This window comes from Streptomyces sp. P3, from assembly GCF_003032475.1.
In the GTDB taxonomy this organism is placed as follows: Bacteria; Actinomycetota; Actinomycetes; order Streptomycetales; family Streptomycetaceae; genus Streptomyces.
The window spans coordinates 9229923-9247492 of the sequence record NZ_CP028369.1; the positions used below are offsets into that span (position 1 = coordinate 9229923).

General features: G+C 67.3%; 10 protein-coding genes and 1 pseudogene. 3 read left to right on the forward strand and 8 right to left on the reverse strand.

Features of this window, described 5'->3' with window-relative positions; all coding sequences use genetic code 11:
• Positions 1-191 precede the first annotated feature (191 nt).
• The 3 genes and pseudogenes from C6376_RS40925 to C6376_RS40935 form a co-directional block, all read left to right on the forward strand.
• A pseudogene (locus C6376_RS40925) lies at positions 192-593 on the forward strand (transposase family protein); the annotation flags it as partial.
• A gap of 456 nt (positions 594-1049) precedes the next feature.
• The gene (locus C6376_RS40930) at positions 1050-1823 is read left to right on the forward strand and encodes an ABC transporter ATP-binding protein (protein ID WP_107448261.1); all 774 of its coding nucleotides are present in this window, start codon (positions 1050-1052) and stop codon (positions 1821-1823) included.
• 83 nt (positions 1824-1906) lie between these two features.
• Entirely contained in the window at positions 1907-4417 is a 2511-nt protein-coding gene (locus C6376_RS40935; RefSeq protein ID WP_107448262.1) for an ABC transporter permease, read from the forward strand.
• 322 nt (positions 4418-4739) lie between these two features.
• On the opposite strand, the gene C6376_RS40940 is transcribed toward C6376_RS40935, so the two are convergent.
• The 8 genes from C6376_RS40940 to C6376_RS40975 form a co-directional block, all read right to left on the reverse strand.
• The gene (locus tag C6376_RS40940; RefSeq protein ID WP_254076278.1) at positions 4740-5957 is read right to left on the reverse strand and encodes a sensor histidine kinase; all 1218 of its coding nucleotides are present in this window, start codon (positions 5955-5957) and stop codon (positions 4740-4742) included.
• 687 nt (positions 5958-6644) lie between these two features.
• Complete coding sequence (locus C6376_RS40945) at positions 6645-7781, reverse strand: VanZ family protein (protein ID WP_254076279.1); 1137 nt, start codon at positions 7779-7781, stop codon at positions 6645-6647.
• A 60-nt stretch (positions 7782-7841) separates the two neighbouring features.
• Positions 7842-8804 carry a YdcF family protein gene (locus tag C6376_RS40950; protein WP_254076280.1) on the reverse strand — a complete coding sequence of 321 codons (963 nt, stop codon included), beginning with the start codon at positions 8802-8804 and terminating at the stop codon, positions 7842-7844.
• Positions 8805-9776: 972 nt separating this feature from the next.
• Positions 9777-12197, reverse strand: coding sequence for a glycoside hydrolase family 3 N-terminal domain-containing protein (locus tag C6376_RS40955; RefSeq protein WP_107448268.1), 2421 nt, complete (start codon positions 12195-12197; stop codon positions 9777-9779).
• 37 nt (positions 12198-12234) lie between these two features.
• Positions 12235-14070: a glycoside hydrolase family 3 protein gene (locus tag C6376_RS40960; protein WP_107448270.1), complete on the reverse strand. Its 1836-nt coding sequence runs from the start codon at positions 14068-14070 to the stop codon at positions 12235-12237.
• A gap of 129 nt (positions 14071-14199) precedes the next feature.
• Complete coding sequence (locus C6376_RS40965; protein WP_173985824.1) at positions 14200-15114, reverse strand: carbohydrate ABC transporter permease; 915 nt, start codon at positions 15112-15114, stop codon at positions 14200-14202.
• On the reverse strand, positions 15111-16190 hold the full coding sequence (locus C6376_RS40970) for a carbohydrate ABC transporter permease (protein WP_254076281.1): 1080 nt from the start codon (positions 16188-16190) through the stop codon (positions 15111-15113). Before C6376_RS40970 ends, C6376_RS40965 begins: the two co-directional genes overlap by 4 nt.
• A gap of 71 nt (positions 16191-16261) precedes the next feature.
• Entirely contained in the window at positions 16262-17536 is a 1275-nt protein-coding gene (locus tag C6376_RS40975) for an ABC transporter substrate-binding protein (protein ID WP_107448275.1), read from the reverse strand.
• Positions 17537-17570: the final 34 nt, after the last annotated feature.

Consider the following 17570-nt stretch of genomic DNA (forward strand, 5'->3'; position numbering starts at 1 on the left):
AAGTCCGTCCGCGCGCTGCTGCCAGCCGCCGGCCAGGCGGCCGGCGCGGCCCACCAGGGCGAGTGAAGCCTCCAGGCCATGAACAGCCAGCCGCTCCCCAGCACCACCCGTAGCCGCAGCCGCCCACCGCATAATCGAGAGCACCGACACGCGCTACGCGGCACAGGCACGCCGCACCGGTGCGACTGCGCCTGCGCGAACACACCATCCTGGCGAAGATCGCTGCCAGGTTCGGGATCAGCAAGTCCACCGCCCATGCCTACACGAGCACGGTCATCCACCTGCTCGCCGAACGTTCGCCGGGTCTGCTGAAGGGGCTGCGCGAGACCGAGGCGGACTTCGTCCTGCTGGACGGCACCGTCGCCAAGTGCGACCGGGGCGGCGACGGACGGGCCGACTATTCCCACAAGCACCGCCAGCACTGCGTGAACGTGCAGGTGGTCACCGATCCGGGCGGCTGGCTGCTGTGGATCTCACCCGCACTGGCCGACCACACTCACGACCTGAGCTCTGCCGACACCCGATGGATCATCCGCATCTGCGAGCGCCAGGGCATCCCCATCCTGGCAGACCTCGCCTACCAGGGCGGCGGCCTCTAGCTAGCTGCCGTCCTCACCCTGGAGCAGCAACGCTGAAGAAGCTCGTTGATCCATCAGACCGCCGCAAAATCACGCCAACAGAAAAGGTATCTATGCCCTGCCGAGGCGGGGTGGGGTCCGTTCGGTGACGCTGCTGATCGCGCGGGCCGACGGATCGTTCTGGCTTGGCTCTGCATCGGCCGAATGGCTGAGACGGCGACGGGACGAGTTTGACGGTTTGAGGCTCTTGGTCCTCCACCTTCAGGCGGCTTCTCCTGTGAGTCATCCTCGGAGCTGACGCAGCGCCATACCTGAGGATGACCAGGCCCGTTCCGCCATCAGCTTGAGGTGGTCAGTAGTTCGGCTGATCCGGAGGGAGAGGTGCGGACCGGACGATTGAAGGACTCCCCAGCCCGGTGCGCGCCGTACGCGCGCACCGGGCTGTCCGCGCCTCGATCGGAGCACGACCTCGTGACCACCTTGCCGCCCGCTTCCCGCACTCCCACCCTGGCCGCCCGCGCCACCGACCTGTCCAAGGTCTACGGGCAGGGCGATACCCAGGTGATCGCCCTCGACCGGGTCAGTGTCGGCTTCGGGCAGTCCCAGTTCACCGCGATCATGGGGCCCTCCGGATCAGGCAAGTCCACGCTGATGCACTGCGTGGCCGGGCTGGACAGCTTCTCCTCCGGCTCCGTCCGCGTCGGCGACACCGAGCTGGGAGCCCTGACGGACAGGCAGCTCACCAAACTCCGCCGGGACAAGGTCGGTTTCATCTTCCAGGCGTTCAATCTGCTGCCGACCCTCACCGCGCTCGAGAACATCACGCTCCCGATGGACATCGCGGGCCGGACCCCGGACAAGGAGTGGCTGGACAGCGTCATCCAGATGGTCGGCCTGTCGGGCCGGCTCACTCACCGCCCCGCCCAGCTCTCGGGCGGCCAGCAACAGCGTGTGGCCGTCGCCCGGGCGCTCGCGTCCAGGCCGGACATCGTCTTCGGGGACGAGCCGACCGGGAACCTGGACTCGCGTGCGGGTGCGGAGGTCCTGGGGTTCCTGCGGTCATCCGTACGGGAGCTGGGCCAGACCGTCGTCATGGTGACCCATGACCCGGTCGCCGCCTCCTATGCGGACCGGGTCGTCTTCCTCGCGGACGGGCGGATCGTCGACGAGATGTACGAGCCCACTGCGGACGGGGTCCTCGAACTCATGAAGTCCTTCGACACCCCCAAGTTCCGTACGAGCTGAGTCGGGCTCGGCCGAACCGAGTCGAACCGACACCCGCCCCTGATCGGCTCCGTCCCCCCTCACCCCACCAGGATCACACCATCATGTTCCGCACAGCCCTGCGCAATGTCCTCGCGCACAAGGCCAGACTGCTGATGACCGTGCTCGCCGTCATGCTCGGCGTCGCATTCGTCTCCGGCACCCTGATCTTCAACGACACCCTCAGCGACGGTTACCGCGAGCAGACGGCCAAGAGTTACGCCCACGTGGACGTCGAGGCCAGGTCCTACGACCCCTCCGGCAAGGTCCCCGGCATCAGTGCGAAGGCGCTGGGTGAGATCGCCCGAATTGATGGGGTCGCTGCAGCTGCCGGGCGGGTCAACGGGATCGCCGGCGTCGCAGACAAGGACGGCGGGCTCATCGGCAGTGGCTCGTCCGGCATGGGCGCCAACTTCGCGCCGGTGATGGACGGCAAGGACCCCCTTTACGTGTTCGCCAAGGGCAGCGGACCCGCCGAGCCCGGCCAGGTCGCGCTCGACAAGAACACCGCGGAGAAGGGCGGCTACGATGTCGGCGACGCCGTGCGCGTCGCTCTCAAGGGTCCGGCGAAGACGTACAGGCTCTCCGGCATCTTCACCACCGAGGACACCTGGGTGGCCCTGGGCGACAGCCTGGTGCTCTTCGACACGCCGGTCGCTCAGCGGCTCTTCCTCCAGCCCGGCTTCTATGAGTACGTCACCGTCACCGCGGCCACGGGCACGTCGAGCGCCGAGCTTGCCGCCTCCGTCAGGAAGCTGCTTCCGGACGACGCGGAGGTCAAGACGGGTCGGCAACTCGCCGAGGAGAGGGCCAAGGGGGGTGCAGGTGACGCGTCGACGCTCAGCGCGATCCTGCTCGCGTTCGCCGGCGTCGCGCTCTTCGTCAGTGTCTTCCTGATCGCCAACACCTTCACCATGCTGGCCGCCCAGCGCACCCGCGAGCTTGCTCTGCTGCGCGCGGTCGGCGCCTCCCGTCGGCAGGTCACCCGGTCCGTACTGATCGAGGCGATGGTGGTCGGCACGGTCGCCTCCGCCGCCGGGCTCGGGCTCGGCGCCGCCATCGCTGCCATAGCACGTTCCACGGTCGGTGTCTTCGGAGCGAAGAACCCGGACGGGGCGCTGATCATCACGTCGACGACCTTCTTGGTCGCGGTCGTCGTCGGTGTTCTGGTCACCATGGTGGCCGCCTGGCTGCCCGCGCGTCGCGCCGCGAAGATCCCGCCGGTCGCGGCGATCGGCAGCGCGCACCTGCCGGCCACCACCAGGTCCCTGGTGCTACGGAACGTGCTTGGCGCCATCATCGCGCTGCTCGGCGGAACGGTCGTCGTCGCGGGCGCCGGGGTCGGTGACTCCGAGGGCGCGGTGATCGTCGGGGCCGGTGCGTTCCTCGCGGTGATGGGTGTCCTCGTGCTGATCCCGTTGCTGTCCCGGCCCGTGATCGCGGTCGTACAGCCGTTGCTGCAGGGCGGCTTCGGGGTCTCCGGCAAGCTCGCGGGCCGGAACGCGGTACGCAGCCCGCGCCGTACCGGTGCCACCGCATCGGCGCTGGCCATCGGGCTCACGCTGGTCAGCGCTCTGACGGTGCTCGCTGCCACGCTTGGTCAGGCTGTGGACAAGGTGACCACGGACGTCGTCAAGGCCGACTACATGGTCACGGACAGCGGCGCGGGCTTGGACGACTCGGCGGTCGCCGCCTTGCGGAAGACCCCAGGCGTCAGGGCCGTGTCGCAGGAGCAACAGGCATGGATGCAGATCGACCAGAGCCAGCAGGATGTCACCAGCGTCACTCCCGCGGACTTCAACAAGGCTCTCCACCTCCCGGTTGTCTCCGGCTCGCTGGACACGCTCGCGAAGGGGCAGATCGCCGTCGCCGATGACGTCGCGCGATCCCACGGCTGGAAGGCGGGGGACACCCTGCCCGTGGAGTACGAAGACTCCAAGCGCGGCAAACTGACCGTCGGGGCCGTCTTCGAGAGCAACACCATCGTCATGCCGGTCGTCGCTTCCACGGACGTGACCGGACTGCACGCGGACAAGACGTCCATCACAAAGATCTACGTCAAGGCGGATGGCAGCACGAACAAGGACACACTCGCCGCCGTCCTCGCCGGCGACCCGGGGGTCAAGATCGGCGACCGGCAGGACATCCGCGACGAGTTCAGTGGGTACCTCGACACCCTGCTGAACGTCATGTACGGGCTGCTCGCGATCTCCTTGGTCATCGCAGTGCTGGGGGTTGTGAACACTCTCGCGATGTCCGTCTTTGAGCGGCAGCGGGAGGTGGGAATGCTGCGAGCCGTCGGGCTCGACCGGCAGGGCGTGACACGGATGATCCAGCTGGAGGCCGTGGTCATCTCCCTCTTCGGCGCGGTGATCGGACTCGGGCTCGGTGCCTTTCTGGGCTGGGCCGTCGGCGAGAGCATGAAGACGGACATCCCCGCATACGCGCTGGTGCTGCCGTGGGGCCGATTCGGGCTCTTCCTGCTACTGGCGGCGCTGGTCGGCCTGCTGGCCGCCATGTGGCCCGACCGCAGCGCGGCAAGGCTGAACCTGCTCACCGCCATCAAGACCGAATAGGCGGAGCGGGGCGCCTCGGGACCGCAGGCATACCGTGCTTGCGGTCCCGCGCGGGTCGGCGAACTAAGCCGGCGAGGGCGGTTGCCCGGGGAAGGCCGTTTCGGCATGTACACAGACACCGGCTTTGGTCCGAGCGGCCGTGACCTTCCTCGATGTACGGGCGTATGGCCCGGCGGGCGCTCTCCCGCCGGGCCATACGGGAGTCTGTCCCGTCGTCGAGGGAGCCCGGTGCCTGAGGTTGCGGTCCAGCGGGGGAGTGGTCCGGCGTCTCGACGAACGGTGCGGCAGGCCCCGGTCGATGCTCCTAAGGCATGCCCTCGGATCACTCCGTGCGTCCCCTGGCGGGGAGGAGTGCCAGGACTTCCCAGCCGTGATCCTTGCGCGGGCCGCTGTGCAGTGTGCCGCCGAGGGCGGTGACGCGTTCGGTGAGGCCGACGATGCCGAAGCCTCCACCGCGGGCGGCGTACGGCATCGGCGTGCCTCCGCGGCCGTCGTCGCGAACCGTCACGTGCAGGTTGCCGTCGCGAAGAGCAAGGGCGACGGCGACTTCGGTCGCGTCGGCGGCGTGGCGGCGTACGTTCGTGAGGGCTTCCTGGACGACGCGGTAGGCGGCAGCCTGCACGGGATGGGGGAGGTCGCGGGGCACCGAGTTGTCGCGGCGCAGTTCCACCGTCGGACCGGTTGGACCGCCGAATCGGTCGACCAGGTCCGCGAGGGCTGTCAGGTCGTCCATCGGGCGGTTCGCGTCCGCGTCCAGGCGGGGCGTCCCCTGTGGTCCTTCGCGCAGAATGCCGACGGTCAGCCGCATGGAGTTGAGCGCTTCCGCCGCGGCATGCTCGATACCGGCCAGGACGGGGTCCAGGCGGTCGTGTTCGGTGGTGGCCATCATGCGGGCCATCTGTGTCTGGACCAGGATGCCGGTGACGTGGTGGGCGACGAAGTCGTGCAGGTCGGCCGCCATGGCGAGGCGTTCTGAGCGGCGGGTTTCTGCGACCGCGACGCCGCGCCTGAGGTCCAGGGTGCGCAGATATCCGCCAACGCCGGCGGTGATCCCGGTCATCAGGGCCAACGGCAGCATGAACAGCAGCGCGTCTTCCTTGGCGATGGCATCGTGGAAGCGCAGCGGCGCCGCGACGATCGCCCCGCCTGCGAGGACGGCGCACAGTAACGCCCACCGTGGTGGGCAGGTACGGACGCCGATCAACAACAGGCAGAGCAGCACCGCCACCTCACCGGGGCCGAGTGTCCGCATGTGCTCGGTCAGCGTGGCCACGACGGTCAAGACCAGGGAAGCGCCCGCTGGTACGGCGGCCCGCAGTTTGGGAGTGAGCCACGCGGGCCGTAGGGCGGAGGGCCAGAGGACGGCCGCGAGGCCGAGCGACAGGAGCAGGAGCACCGGCCAGAGGGTGCCGTTGGCGACGGCGATGAGCATGTCCGCGACGGCCAGCAGGACCAGCGCGGTGATGCCCACCCCACGCAGGCAGCCCAACCGTCGGGTCCGCGTCGTGTTGAGGGCGTCTGTCGCCAGCAGGAGGTTCACATCGATAACTGTAAAAGGACTGGTCAGCCGCGCCTCGGCCGGCCAGCTAGGCCGACGACACATGCAGGGACCCCATCGTCAGCGGTCCCTGCAACCTGGTAACGGCATGGTTGGAACGCCGGCCATCACCGTGAGCGGGGCGGCCGCGGCGAGGGCGACACCATGGCCGTCGTTGGGCCGACATGGTCTCCAACCGAAGGCTCATCCTCGACCCCCTCATAGAGTGCGGCGTCGAGCCCTTGTAAATCACCGACGCGATCTTCAGCCACCACCCGGACCACACCCTCAACGCGGCCCTCTGCCTCTCCGTCAGCCTCCACGATCACATGGCCGTCTACCAGGACGGCGTCTGGGAGGGCCGGGAGCCGACGGCTAACCACCTCCCCCTCCATCGATGTCCAGAGGGTGCCGCGCGCGGCGACCTAGCTTGGGCAACTGTGGTGCTCCTTGCAAGCGGTGTTGCTTGCACCGCGCGGTACCGCACAAGGTCAGCTCGTCGAAGGCCGGGCGGTCGCCGAGCAGCGAGCGTTGAATACGTCTGAAGATGTAGGCCCGTGAGCAGAGGGAATCCCGGCAGGGTGGCACTCGACTCCTCGCGTGGATGCCTGCCAGGCGGGTCGCCGACAAGGCGCGCAGGCCGCGAGCGATTGATGCCATTGGACGACGTACCTCACTCGGAAGGTCGAGTCAATGCACCAGGTCGGTCGATGCCGCTTGCCCGCTCGGCCTGCGGGAATCCGTCATCGTCAGTCTCGCGCAGAGGTAGGAGAAGCCGCGGTGCTGAGAGGTTTTGAACAGCGCGATGAGCGAGACCACAGCCAGGACGATGACAGGACCGGTCAACGAGTCGAAGTGGTTGAGGAGCAGGAAACCGCCGACGCCCGTCAGGCCGCGTACCAGTCTCGCCTTCATGCCCGGCCGGCGGCCGTCAGCGGTGGCTGCCTGCAACTTGACGATGCGCTGCCCGAGACTGGCCCCGCTGCCAGCCAGAGGGATTCCGACTGTGAGCATCAGCCACGGCACCCAGAATCCGACACGTTCGACGGTCCCGTCGAAGAGGAAATGCGAGTACGCAGAAGTACCCCCGGCGGACAGGCCCCCGTGCCATACCCACGCCATCGCCGCGCAGGCGGCGACCGTCTGCAGATAGAGGAACCCGAAGCTCATCAGGTCGCACACGGAGGCCAGCAGCCGCCTGCGCCAGGTGATCGTGCGCGGTGCTCCCGGTTCGGCGTGCATCCGCTGACCGGGCACGGCACTGAGCAACGGGGCGGCCAGCGCGCCGATCAGACCTCCCAGACCGTTCGCGATCAGGTCATCCACGTCGAACAGCCGGTACGGGCACGGGTAGATGAACCAGTCTCCGGTCAGTTGTGTCGTCTCGATCAGCAGGGACACACCCAGGCCGATGGCCGCGGTGACGGGCACTCTGCGCCTGAACATGTACCGGACGAACATGCCCAACGGTATGAAGAGCGCCACGTTCAGCAGCACTTGCGTCAGGGCTGGGTTGTGCAGCATGGCCATAGGGCCGCTGCCGGTGGCCGACTTCCCCATGTCGTGCAGGAAATTGAAGGGAATCATCTGCGGTCGGCGAACGCCGATGGCGTCACAGAAATCGGACCCCACGGGCGGGAAGGGGGCGAACACGTAAAAGAACAGAGCAAGGCCGTAGAGAGGCCCGGCGAACGCCAATGCCATGTTGCCCAGGCCCAGTTCGCCGCGTCGCCGGTACCGTACGGCGATATAGGGCACGAACAGTACGAACGCGGCCACGGACATCAACAGGGCGGCCCAGACGGCCGGCTCCACCCTTGTACTCACGAGCGGATTCCTCTCAGCGTCGCGGCCTTATGCCAGCGACGGCACACAAAAGAAGTGGGATCAGTAAGGGCCCAGCAAGCCGATGACGGCCAGTAGCGCGCAGATGCAGAAATTCAGGAACCGGTGGGACAGGAAGATGGCCACGAATTCGCGGATCGTCGCGCTCGGCCAGAAGTAGGGGGCCGTCGGCGAGCCGATGACCTGTGCCGTGACTTTCTCCTTCCGCGCGATCTGCGCGGCACGCATGACATGGAAGTTGTTGGTCACCACCAGGGCCCGGTAGTCGGACTTGCGGTCCTGCATCAGCGCTTTGCTGTATCGCAGGTTCTCCTGGGTGGTGCGGGACTTGTCCTCAATGAGGATCCGGTCGGCCGGGACGCCGGCCGCGATGAGGTAGTCGGCCATCGCACGCGCTTCGGGAAGGTCCTCGTCCGGCCCCTGGCCACCGGACATCAGAAGCATCGTCTCCGGACTCTTGGCCCGTTCGGCGTCAAATGCGACGCGTCCCCGGTCCAGTCGGCTGGCGAGCAGTGGTGGGACCCGCGAGCCTCCGATCAACCCGGAGCCGAGAACCACGATGAAATCGACAGCGCGGCGGTGCCGGATCCTGCCGTAGACGAACGAGTAGAGCAGAAAGCACACGAAGAGCAGTGACACGTAACCGAAGACGAACTCCACCGCATCCATCGGGGTGTCCAGCAGCGTCCATCGGGTGCGGTCGGCCAGCGCCTTCAGCATGACAAACATGAGGATGCCGAAGCCGGCCGCTAGCGACAGCAGATTGGCCAGGCTCCTGCCCTCATGGCGGAGCATCGTTATTCCGTTCGTGATCAGGAAGACCGCGAGCACGAAAGGCAGCAGGACGAGGAGGAAGTGGAGAGACCACACCAATATCAGGGTCGCGGTCTCGGATACTGACGCCAGCTTGTACAGCAGCCCCAAGGCCAGGAAGAGGAGTGAGAAGAACAGGTAGACGCCGTTGCGTACGAGTCGTCGGTCGTACAGGAAGCTGCAGGCGAACACCAGGAAGAAGACACCCGCGGGAGCAAAGATGATCAAGTATCGGTCCCTTGTGGGTCAGTCGAGCGGGCTGTGAGGAGTGTTCGGCCGTAGCGGGCGAGGGAGGAGCAGGGATTTGCCGACGTGAGACAGTGGCCGCGGGGGGTGTTGGGCGGCCGCCAGTGTCGACAACAGCTAGGTAGGCCCACACCACTGGGTGCCGACCGGCTGCCGGTGGCGCAGGAGATACAGGACAGCGGGCCGTGCGGACCACGCTTCGCTCGCCTCGTGGACGAGGATCGCATCGCTGGGCTTGGCTGTGCCTCGGCCGTATGGCCGATACAGCGATCGGGTGGGTTGTGTTGGCACGAGGTCGTCTGGGCGGTGAGGGGACGGCAGCGCCCACGCCAGGCCCGGTTTCCCAAGGGTCTCACCAGGGGCGTCATCCCTGGAGCTGATGCAACGGCATACCTGGGGCTTATGAAAGCGGCTCTCGCATCAGCCCCAGGTTGTGGCCTCTTCGGCTGATCCGCAGGACAAGTCGCACCCGAGCAGCAGACCCGCACCAGCCAGTGCCCGAGCAGCGACGACAGCGGCCGGTGCTGGAGCCCGACAGTAGCCAGTCCTGGGCCGAGCTTTACGAGCAGTGCGCCACCGAGGTTGATCGGTCGCCCTGACTTGTTGTGTTCTGGCCGACCGGCCCAAGCGGACTGCGCCTCAGTGGCCGACCGACATCGGCCGGTCCGAGACACGCGGCCGAGACCTGCTGCGCGCCGCGCCCGAAAGGCGGACGGAGACCTCGTGACGTCTGTCAGATCCTCTGTCGTGGGCAGGCCCGGGGACCCTGTCTGGCGCCTCATCAACTGTCCTTGATGATGGTTGGCCGCAGCCCCGCACGCTGTGCGCAAGGGCCCGTGGGGAACGGTGTCAGGGCCGCTCCCCACGGGCTGCTGTAGGCCGGCTATGCGGCGGTGCTTCGGGCGACGGCCCTGCGCGTCACGTCCCGGTCGTGCGGCGTGAGGCCTTGGTGGAGCGGGTCAGGTAGACCCTCCGTTCGGTGACGTCGGCGGTGTCACCGACGACGTCCAAGCGGCTCCGCAGGGGGAGGTCGCTCGACGACGAGCCGACAGAGATCCACATTGGTCCGGAGTCCACGACCCACCTGTCGTCCAGGGACAGGTAGGCCAGGAGAGGAAGCTCCAGTGCGAACGTCACCGTTGCCTCCTCGCCTGGCTGCAGTTCGAGCTGATGGAACCCTGTGAGTTGGAGTGCCGGTCGCGCGATGCCGGGGGCGTCGTCTTCGACGTAGAGCTGGACGAGCTCCACACCCGGGCGGTCGCCGCTGTTCTCGACGGTGACGGTGACGTCGACGGTGCCGTCGGGCGTGATCGCTGTGCTGCTGAGCTTGAGGTCGGAGTAGGCGAAGTGTGTGTACGTGAGGCCGTGGCCGAACGGGTAGAGCGGTGCCGCCGTCTCGTCCACGTATCCGCCGTGCGGGTCGCCTTCGCGGCGACGGTATCCGCTGCCGAACCGCTGGGCGGCGTGGATGGGAACCTGTCCGCTGGAGCGGGGGATCGTGTAGGGCAGTCGTCCTTGCGGCTCGGCTGCGCCGGTCAGGATGTCCGCGACGGCGCGTGTGCCGAACTGCGAGCCGTGGTATCCGAGGAGGATCGCGTCGAGTTGCGGCTCGACGTCACCGAGGGCGACGGGACGGCCGGAGAAGATCACGCCGACGGTCGCCCGGCCGAGCGCGGCGACCTCGCGTACGAGCCGGCGCTGCACGTCCGGCAGCCCCACATCGGCTGTGTCCGCGCCTTCGCCCTCCGTCCGTTCGCTGAAGAACCACCGAGCCAGGCCGCCGAGTGCCAGGACCACGACGTCGGCTTCACGCGCGGCCTCGACGGCGGCCTCGATCCTCTCGGCGCCATCGGTGATGCCGCATCCTGCGGCAACGACTATGTCCGCATCAGGGAGCGCGGCGCGCAGCGCATCTGCGAGGGAGACCGCTCCGTATTGCGTCTGGGCGAACTCGTCCTCGTCCATCGCGAGAAGGTCGCCGATCTCCTGGTGCACGTAGGCGTCGTCGGGGCCGAAGGAGTCCATGTCGTCGACACCGACCATGGAGCTCGTCGCGCCGTTCTGCATTGCACGGGTGAGCGCGATGAAGGAGGGGAAGGTGTACGGCGCGAAGGCCGCGCCGATCCGGTCGGCGTGCGGCCCGATGAGGGCGATACGGGGAGAGCCGCTCAGCGGAAGCACTCCGCCGGCGTTCTTGAGCAGGGTGACCGACTCGCGCGCGAGTCGCAGGGAGAGGTCACGTCCTTCCTGAGCCACGGACATGATCTCGACCGGGTCGCTCTCCACGTACGGGTTCTCGAACAGGCCCAGCTGGAACTTGTGCGTCAGTACGCGCACCACCGACTCGTCGACGGTCGTTTCGGGGATCTCGCCGGCGCGGACGGCCTCGACGAGGCTGTCGCCGTAGCCGAACGGCTCGGGCAGCTCCACGTCGATGCCGGCCCGTAGACCCAGTACGCCGGCTTCGCGTGCGTCGCGCGCGGCGCGATGATGCGTCACGAGGTTTTCGATCGAGGACCAGTCCGACACCACGGTGCCGTCGAAGCCGAGCTCGTCGCGCAGCATCTCGCGGAAGACGCGAGGGTCGGCGGCCGCGGGCACTCCGTCCCAGTCGGCGAGCGAGTTCATCATCGATCCGAGACCGGCGAGCTGGATCGCGGCGGCGAAGGGCCGCGCGTACACCTCCCGCAGTTCGCGCGCTCCCACCGGCACGGTCGCCATGTTGAGACCGGCCTCGCTCATGGCGTACCCGAGGAAGTGCTTGCCGGTGGCGATGACGCCGTCCTGGAACGACTCGCCCTGCAGGTGGCGCACGAAGGACACGCCGAGCGCACTGACCAGGTACGGATCCTCGCCGTAGGTCTCGTGTACGCGGCCCCATCGCGCGTCGCGGGCGACGTCGAGCAGCGGGGACAGGGCGTGGTGCAGGCCCACGGATCGCATTTGCCGGCGGGTCAGGGCGGCCATCTCGCCGACTCCGGCCGCGTCCCAGGTGGCGGCGAGAGCGATAGCGGTGGGAAACGAGGTGAAGGTGGGCGCGTTCACGCCGTTGAGCGCCTCGATATGCATGATCGCCGGAATGCCCAGACGGGTCTCCTGCACGAGATGGCGCTGCACCGCGTTGTTCAGCCGGGCAAGTTCAGCCGCGTTCACCGGGAACCCGCCCATGTGCGGTTCGATGTAGCCGATGCCGTTCGCAAGCTTGGCCGCGGCGACCTCCGGGCGGATGCCCTTCGCGTCGAAGAGCACCGTCGGTATGAGCGATGTCAGCTGGGCGACCTTCTCATGCATGGTCATCCGACCGAGCAACTCGAGGGCCCGGGACCGTGCGTCGGTCATGATGTGCTCCTTCTGTATACACACGCGCGAGTGGACATCAGATCTCCAGCCCGGATCCCAGGGGAAACAGCGGGTCGGGGGTGTTCGCCGGCGCGTCAGGCGCGGACTCTCGCACGGCCTGCATCGATCGTGGCAGCTCGACGGGAAGCCTGCCCTGGGGGGCGATGCGCCCGGTGAGGGCGGCGAGCAAGGCGTCGTCCGAGACGCCGAAGGTCACCGTGAGACCTGCGAGGGCGTCGATCAGCGGCGCGAGAATGGCGGGGCGGTCCAGGGCGACATCCACGATAAGCGGGGTCTGCTGGGCGATCATGCGCAGTCGGTGCACGAGGCCGGGCGGCAGTTCGAGAGACCCCTGGTGGAAGTACGACTCCAGGAACAGGTCGTCCCGTGGCTCGAAGGGCGCGTCGATGCGCACGATGGCGAGGTCCGCCTCCTGTGGCATGGCCGCCGGAGTGACGGCCCGTGCGAGGGCCTCCGGTTCGATGCCTTCTGCGTACACTCTCGCGTCTCGAGAGAGGGGGAGCAGCGGCGAGCCGTGGACGACGGAGTTCTTGAGAACGGTGACCGATCGGGACTGCGCCTCCAAGCCGGCGCGACGGGTCTCAGCGTTACCCACGATGGCCGCGGCAGTCTCCTCGTCGACGAAGGGGTCATCGAAAAGGCCGAGCCGGAACTTGACCAGGAGGACGCGGCGCGCCGACTCGTCGATTCTGCTCTCCGCGACGACGCCGTCCCGCACGAGCTCGAGCAGCAGGTCCGTGCACTGCTCGCCGCCGAACTGGTCCGCGCCTGCGTCGAGGATCTTGACCAGGCGCCTGCGGGCGTCGAGCTCCTCGACGCCCCACGCGCGGGCAGGCAGTACCTGGTCCCCGACGGGGTTGTCGTTCACCAGTTCCCAGTCCGTGATGATCAGCCCGTCGTAGCCGAGCTTGTCGCGCAGCAGTCCGGTGAGGATCTGCTTGTTGTACCCGAACCCGACTTCCTCGATCGGTACGCCGTCGATCTCGAGCCCGACGGGCATCCCGTAGTACGGCATGATCGCGGCGGTGCCGTGTTCGATGGCGGCGGTGAACGGACGCAGGTGCTCATCGAACGCCCCGCCCGGGTAGACCTGCTCGCGGCCGTACGGGAAGTGCGCGTCCTCGCCGTCCAGCTGCGCGCCGGCACCGGGGAAGTGCTTGGTGACGCAGGCGACGCTCGTCGAGTCCAGAATGTCGCCCTGGAAGCCTTCGAGGTACGCGCGCGTGTACGCCACCACAAGATCGGTGTCAGCGCCGAAGGTCTGGAGCTGACGTGCCCACCTGGGCTCGCTGGCAAGGTCGACCTGGGGATGCAGCGCCATGCGGATTCCCACCGCGCGGTACTCGTCGCGTGCCCGTCGCGCGAACTCGCGCACCACATCCGGGTCGCGCAGCGCCGCGAGCCCGAGCCCGTCGGGCCACTGCGAGAACGGGCCCGCCGTGAACGACGCCCCGACGTTCTCCAGGAATCCGTGTCGCGGGTCGGTGGATATCGTCACCGGGATGCCGTGCGGCGTCTTCTCGGCCAGCCGCTGGATCGCGTTGTTCCATCGTGCGGCTGTCCGGGCGTCTTCGATGCGGTGCACGTTGAAGTGGTTCATCGCCCTGTCGAGGATCACCTCGCTGGTGGGCGACTTGCTGATCGCGCCGGGCTCTTCGAGGACAGTGCCCTGCGGGCCGATCTCGATGACCGTGTGGAAGAGGAGACCGACCTTCTCTTCGAGCGAGAGCCGGGACAACAGGTCCTCCGTGCGGTCCTCGGCGCTGAGCCGCGGGTCCTCGTACGGGTCCATGCGGCCGTTGCCGTTGAGGTCGCGGAATTCGATGCGGTCCGGTGCGGTCGTGTCGTGCATGGGGGGTCGGTCGGTCCTCTCAATTTCGTCTCCGGGGCCTCGGGGCGGCCTCGGCAAGGTGGGGGCTCGGACTCAGCGGCAGCGCACCATGGCGCACTCCGATCCGGTCGGGCGCTGCGGCCGCCAGCGTCACCCCTTGATGGCTCCCTGCATGACGCCGGCGACGAGCTGCTTGCCGAGAAGGACGAACAGCGCCAGCAGCGGCACCACCGACACGAGCACACCGGTCATGATCAGGGGGATGTCCTTGAAGAACCCGGATTGCAGCAGCTGCAGCGCAACGGGCAGCGTCGGGTTGGTCGTTCCGAGCACGATCGACGGCCAGAAGAAGTTGGTCCACGCCCCGATGAAAGTGAACAGTCCGAGCATCGCCAACGCGGGCCTGGCGGCCGGCAGCACAATGGATCGGAAGATCCGGAACGTCGATGCCCCGTCGATACGTGCGGCTTCGATGAGCTCATAGGGCAGCGCCGCCTGAAGGTACTGCGTCATCCAGAAAACCCCGAAGGCGGATGCGACACCAGGGATGATCACTGCCCACAGGCTCCCCGTCAGTCCCAGCTCGCGCATGACGATGAACAGCGGCACCACGCCCAGCTGCGTCGGGACCGCCATGGTGGCCACGACGAACGCGAGAAGACCTGCCCGCCCTTTGAACCGAAGCTTCGCGAAGGCGAAGCCCGCCAGCGTGGACAGGAACACGACCGCGAGCGCCGTCGTCACCGAGACGAAGACGGAATTCCAGACCGCGCGCGGCAGATCGATGTCGGACTCGAAGACGCGTACGAGGTTGTCGCCCAGATGCCCGCCCGGGATCGGCGAGGGGATCGGGTTCTGCGCGACCTCCGCCGATGTCGACGACGCAAGCAGGAGCGTGTAGTAGAGCGGGAAGATCGAAATGAGCGCGACCACGGTGAGGACGACGTAGGTCATCAATCCGGGGCGGCGCGCAGCACCGTGATCCCGCCCGCGACGGCGGCGTGCCGCCCGGGCGGCACCGCGGCCGGATGTCTGCTCGATGTACGGGATAGAGGGCCTGGTCACGTGCTGCTCCCGGGAGTGTCACCGGATGATGCGGAGGAGACGGGCGTGACAGCTGCTGCCCCGCTCATGTCTCGCCGGGCGGCGCGGCGCGCCTTTCGGGGGACGGCGACTGGATCGTCGCCGGAGGCGATGCGGCGCGACAGCCAGTTGCTGACCAGCGCGAACACGACGATCAGCAGAAAGAGCAGCCAAGCGACGGCTGCGGCACGGCCCAGCCTTTGCTGATTCCAGCCGAGCTCGTACAGGTACAGAGTGATCGTCTTCCACTGCCCCGAGCTCCCGCCGAGCCCCTGCGTGTCGTACAGCCGCGGCTCGTCGAAGATCTGCAGGCCGCCGATCGTGGACGTGATCACGACGAAGATGATCGTCGGACGTACGGACGGCACTGTGACGGAGAAGAACTGCCGCAACCGGCCCGCGCCGTCGAGGATTGCCGCTTCGTACAGGTCACGGGAGATCGCCTGCATGGCGGCCAGCAGCACGAGCGTGTTGAAGCCGGTCCACCGGAAGTTGACCATGTTGGCGATGACGACGTGCGCCGGCATGCTGTCCCGGTGCCAGCCGATCGGGTCCATTCCCAGTTGCTCAAGCAGTGCGTTGACCAGGCCGGACTGATCCGCGAACATGCGCGAGAAGATCAGCGACACGGCGACCGGGGCGATGACGTACGGCAGCAACACCCCCATCCGCCAGAAGGTCCGCGCGCGGATGTTCGCATGCAGGAGACTGGCGAGTGCGATCGCGATCGCGATCTGAGGGACCGTCGACAGCAGGAAGATACTGACAGTGTTGCCCAGTGAGTCCCAGAAGACCGGCTGATCGAGGACGAAGGTGAAGTTGTCGAGCCCGACGAAGTCGCCCTGGCCGCCGATGAGGTCCCAGTCGTGCAGCGAGACGTACGCGGTGTACAGGAGCGGGAACAGGCCGACGAGCCCGAACAGGATGAAGAACGGTGAGATGTAGGCGTACGGCGACGCCTTCATGTCCCAGCGGCCGAGACGCTGACGCCAGGAGGAGGGCAGTCGTGGAGGGGAGGCGCCTGTGCGGGTTGACGCGCTCGCTGCCGAATGGACCATGCGCCTTTCCTTCGGTGGTGACTCGGGGACGCCCGCCGTGGCGGGCCTCCCCGAGTGCGCGGACGAACCGGTCACTTCAGCGCGTCCAGCTCGTCGACGAACGTGTCCCACGACTTCTTCGGAGAGTCGGTCTTGTCGACCGAGACACGGTTGATCGCGTTGTTGAACGCCGCCGTGATCGCGAAGTAGTTGTCACCCTTGTACGGAATCGTGGTGATCGCCGACGCGCGGTTGGTGAGGATCTTCCCCACGGGCGCATCGCTGAAGAAGGGATCGGTCACCTTCTGCAACTGGTCGCTGCTCTGGGCCTCGACCTGGCTGGGGAAGTTACCCGTCGCCTTGAACGCCTTCAGCTGCTGCTCAGGGGCGGTGAGCCACTCCGCGAGCGCCTGCGCTTCCTTGGGGTGCTCCGACTGCGTCGGCACGGTGAGGTACGACCCGCCGCTGTTGACACCGCCGCCGGGGAAGACGTCGGCGATGTCCCATCCCTTGACCCCGGCCGCGTTGCCCTTGATCACGCCCAGCATCCACGACGGTGCGAGCATGACCGCGAACTTGTCCTTCTGGAACGCGCTCACCCAGTCCTCGCTCCACCGCGCCAGGTGAGCCGAGAGGTTCTCGTGCGACGTCACCGTGTCGTAGATGTTCCGAAGATCCTTGTTATGGCCTGCGACGATGTCGCCGGTCTTGGGATCCTCCCAGAGCACCTTGTACTGGTCGCCCCAACTGGTCGCGACCGAGGCTGATGCGTCATAGAACGCCGGGCCCGTCTTGGCGGCCTTGAACTTCTCGCCGACGGCGAAGAAGTCGTCCCATGTCGCCTTGTCACCCCCGAACAGCTTGGCCACCGCTTCGCGATCCGATGGCAGGCCGGCCGCCTTGAACAGGTCGCTGCGGTACGCGATGGACTGCGGGCCTATGTCCGTCGCGTAGCCGAGCAGCTTGCCGTTGTTGGTGGATGCGAGCTTGGTGGTCCAGTCCTTCCAGCGGCCCGTGACCTTCGAAGAGGAGAGGTCCACGAAGTTGTCCGGGTGCTGCAAGACCTGCGGGAGCCAGCTGTTGTCGACACCGACCACATCGGCGAGCCCCGAGCCCGCGCCGAGGGCGGTCTGGAACTGTTCCTTGGCCGCATCGCTCGTGGCGAAGCGGTTGTGCTTGATCGTGATCTCGGGGTGAAGCTTCTGGTACTCCTTCAGCAGGTCGCCGTACCCCCACTCGCTGAACGTCGACACCTTGAGGGTGATCTTGCCGTCAGCGTCGCCCTTGTCGCTGGATCCGCAACCGGCAGCGAGGACGGTCAGCGAGGCCGCTGCAAGCACAGCGATGGCTCTTTGGGTGGATCGCATCTGTAGTCCTTTTGTCTCAGGCGGTGTGCCTAGA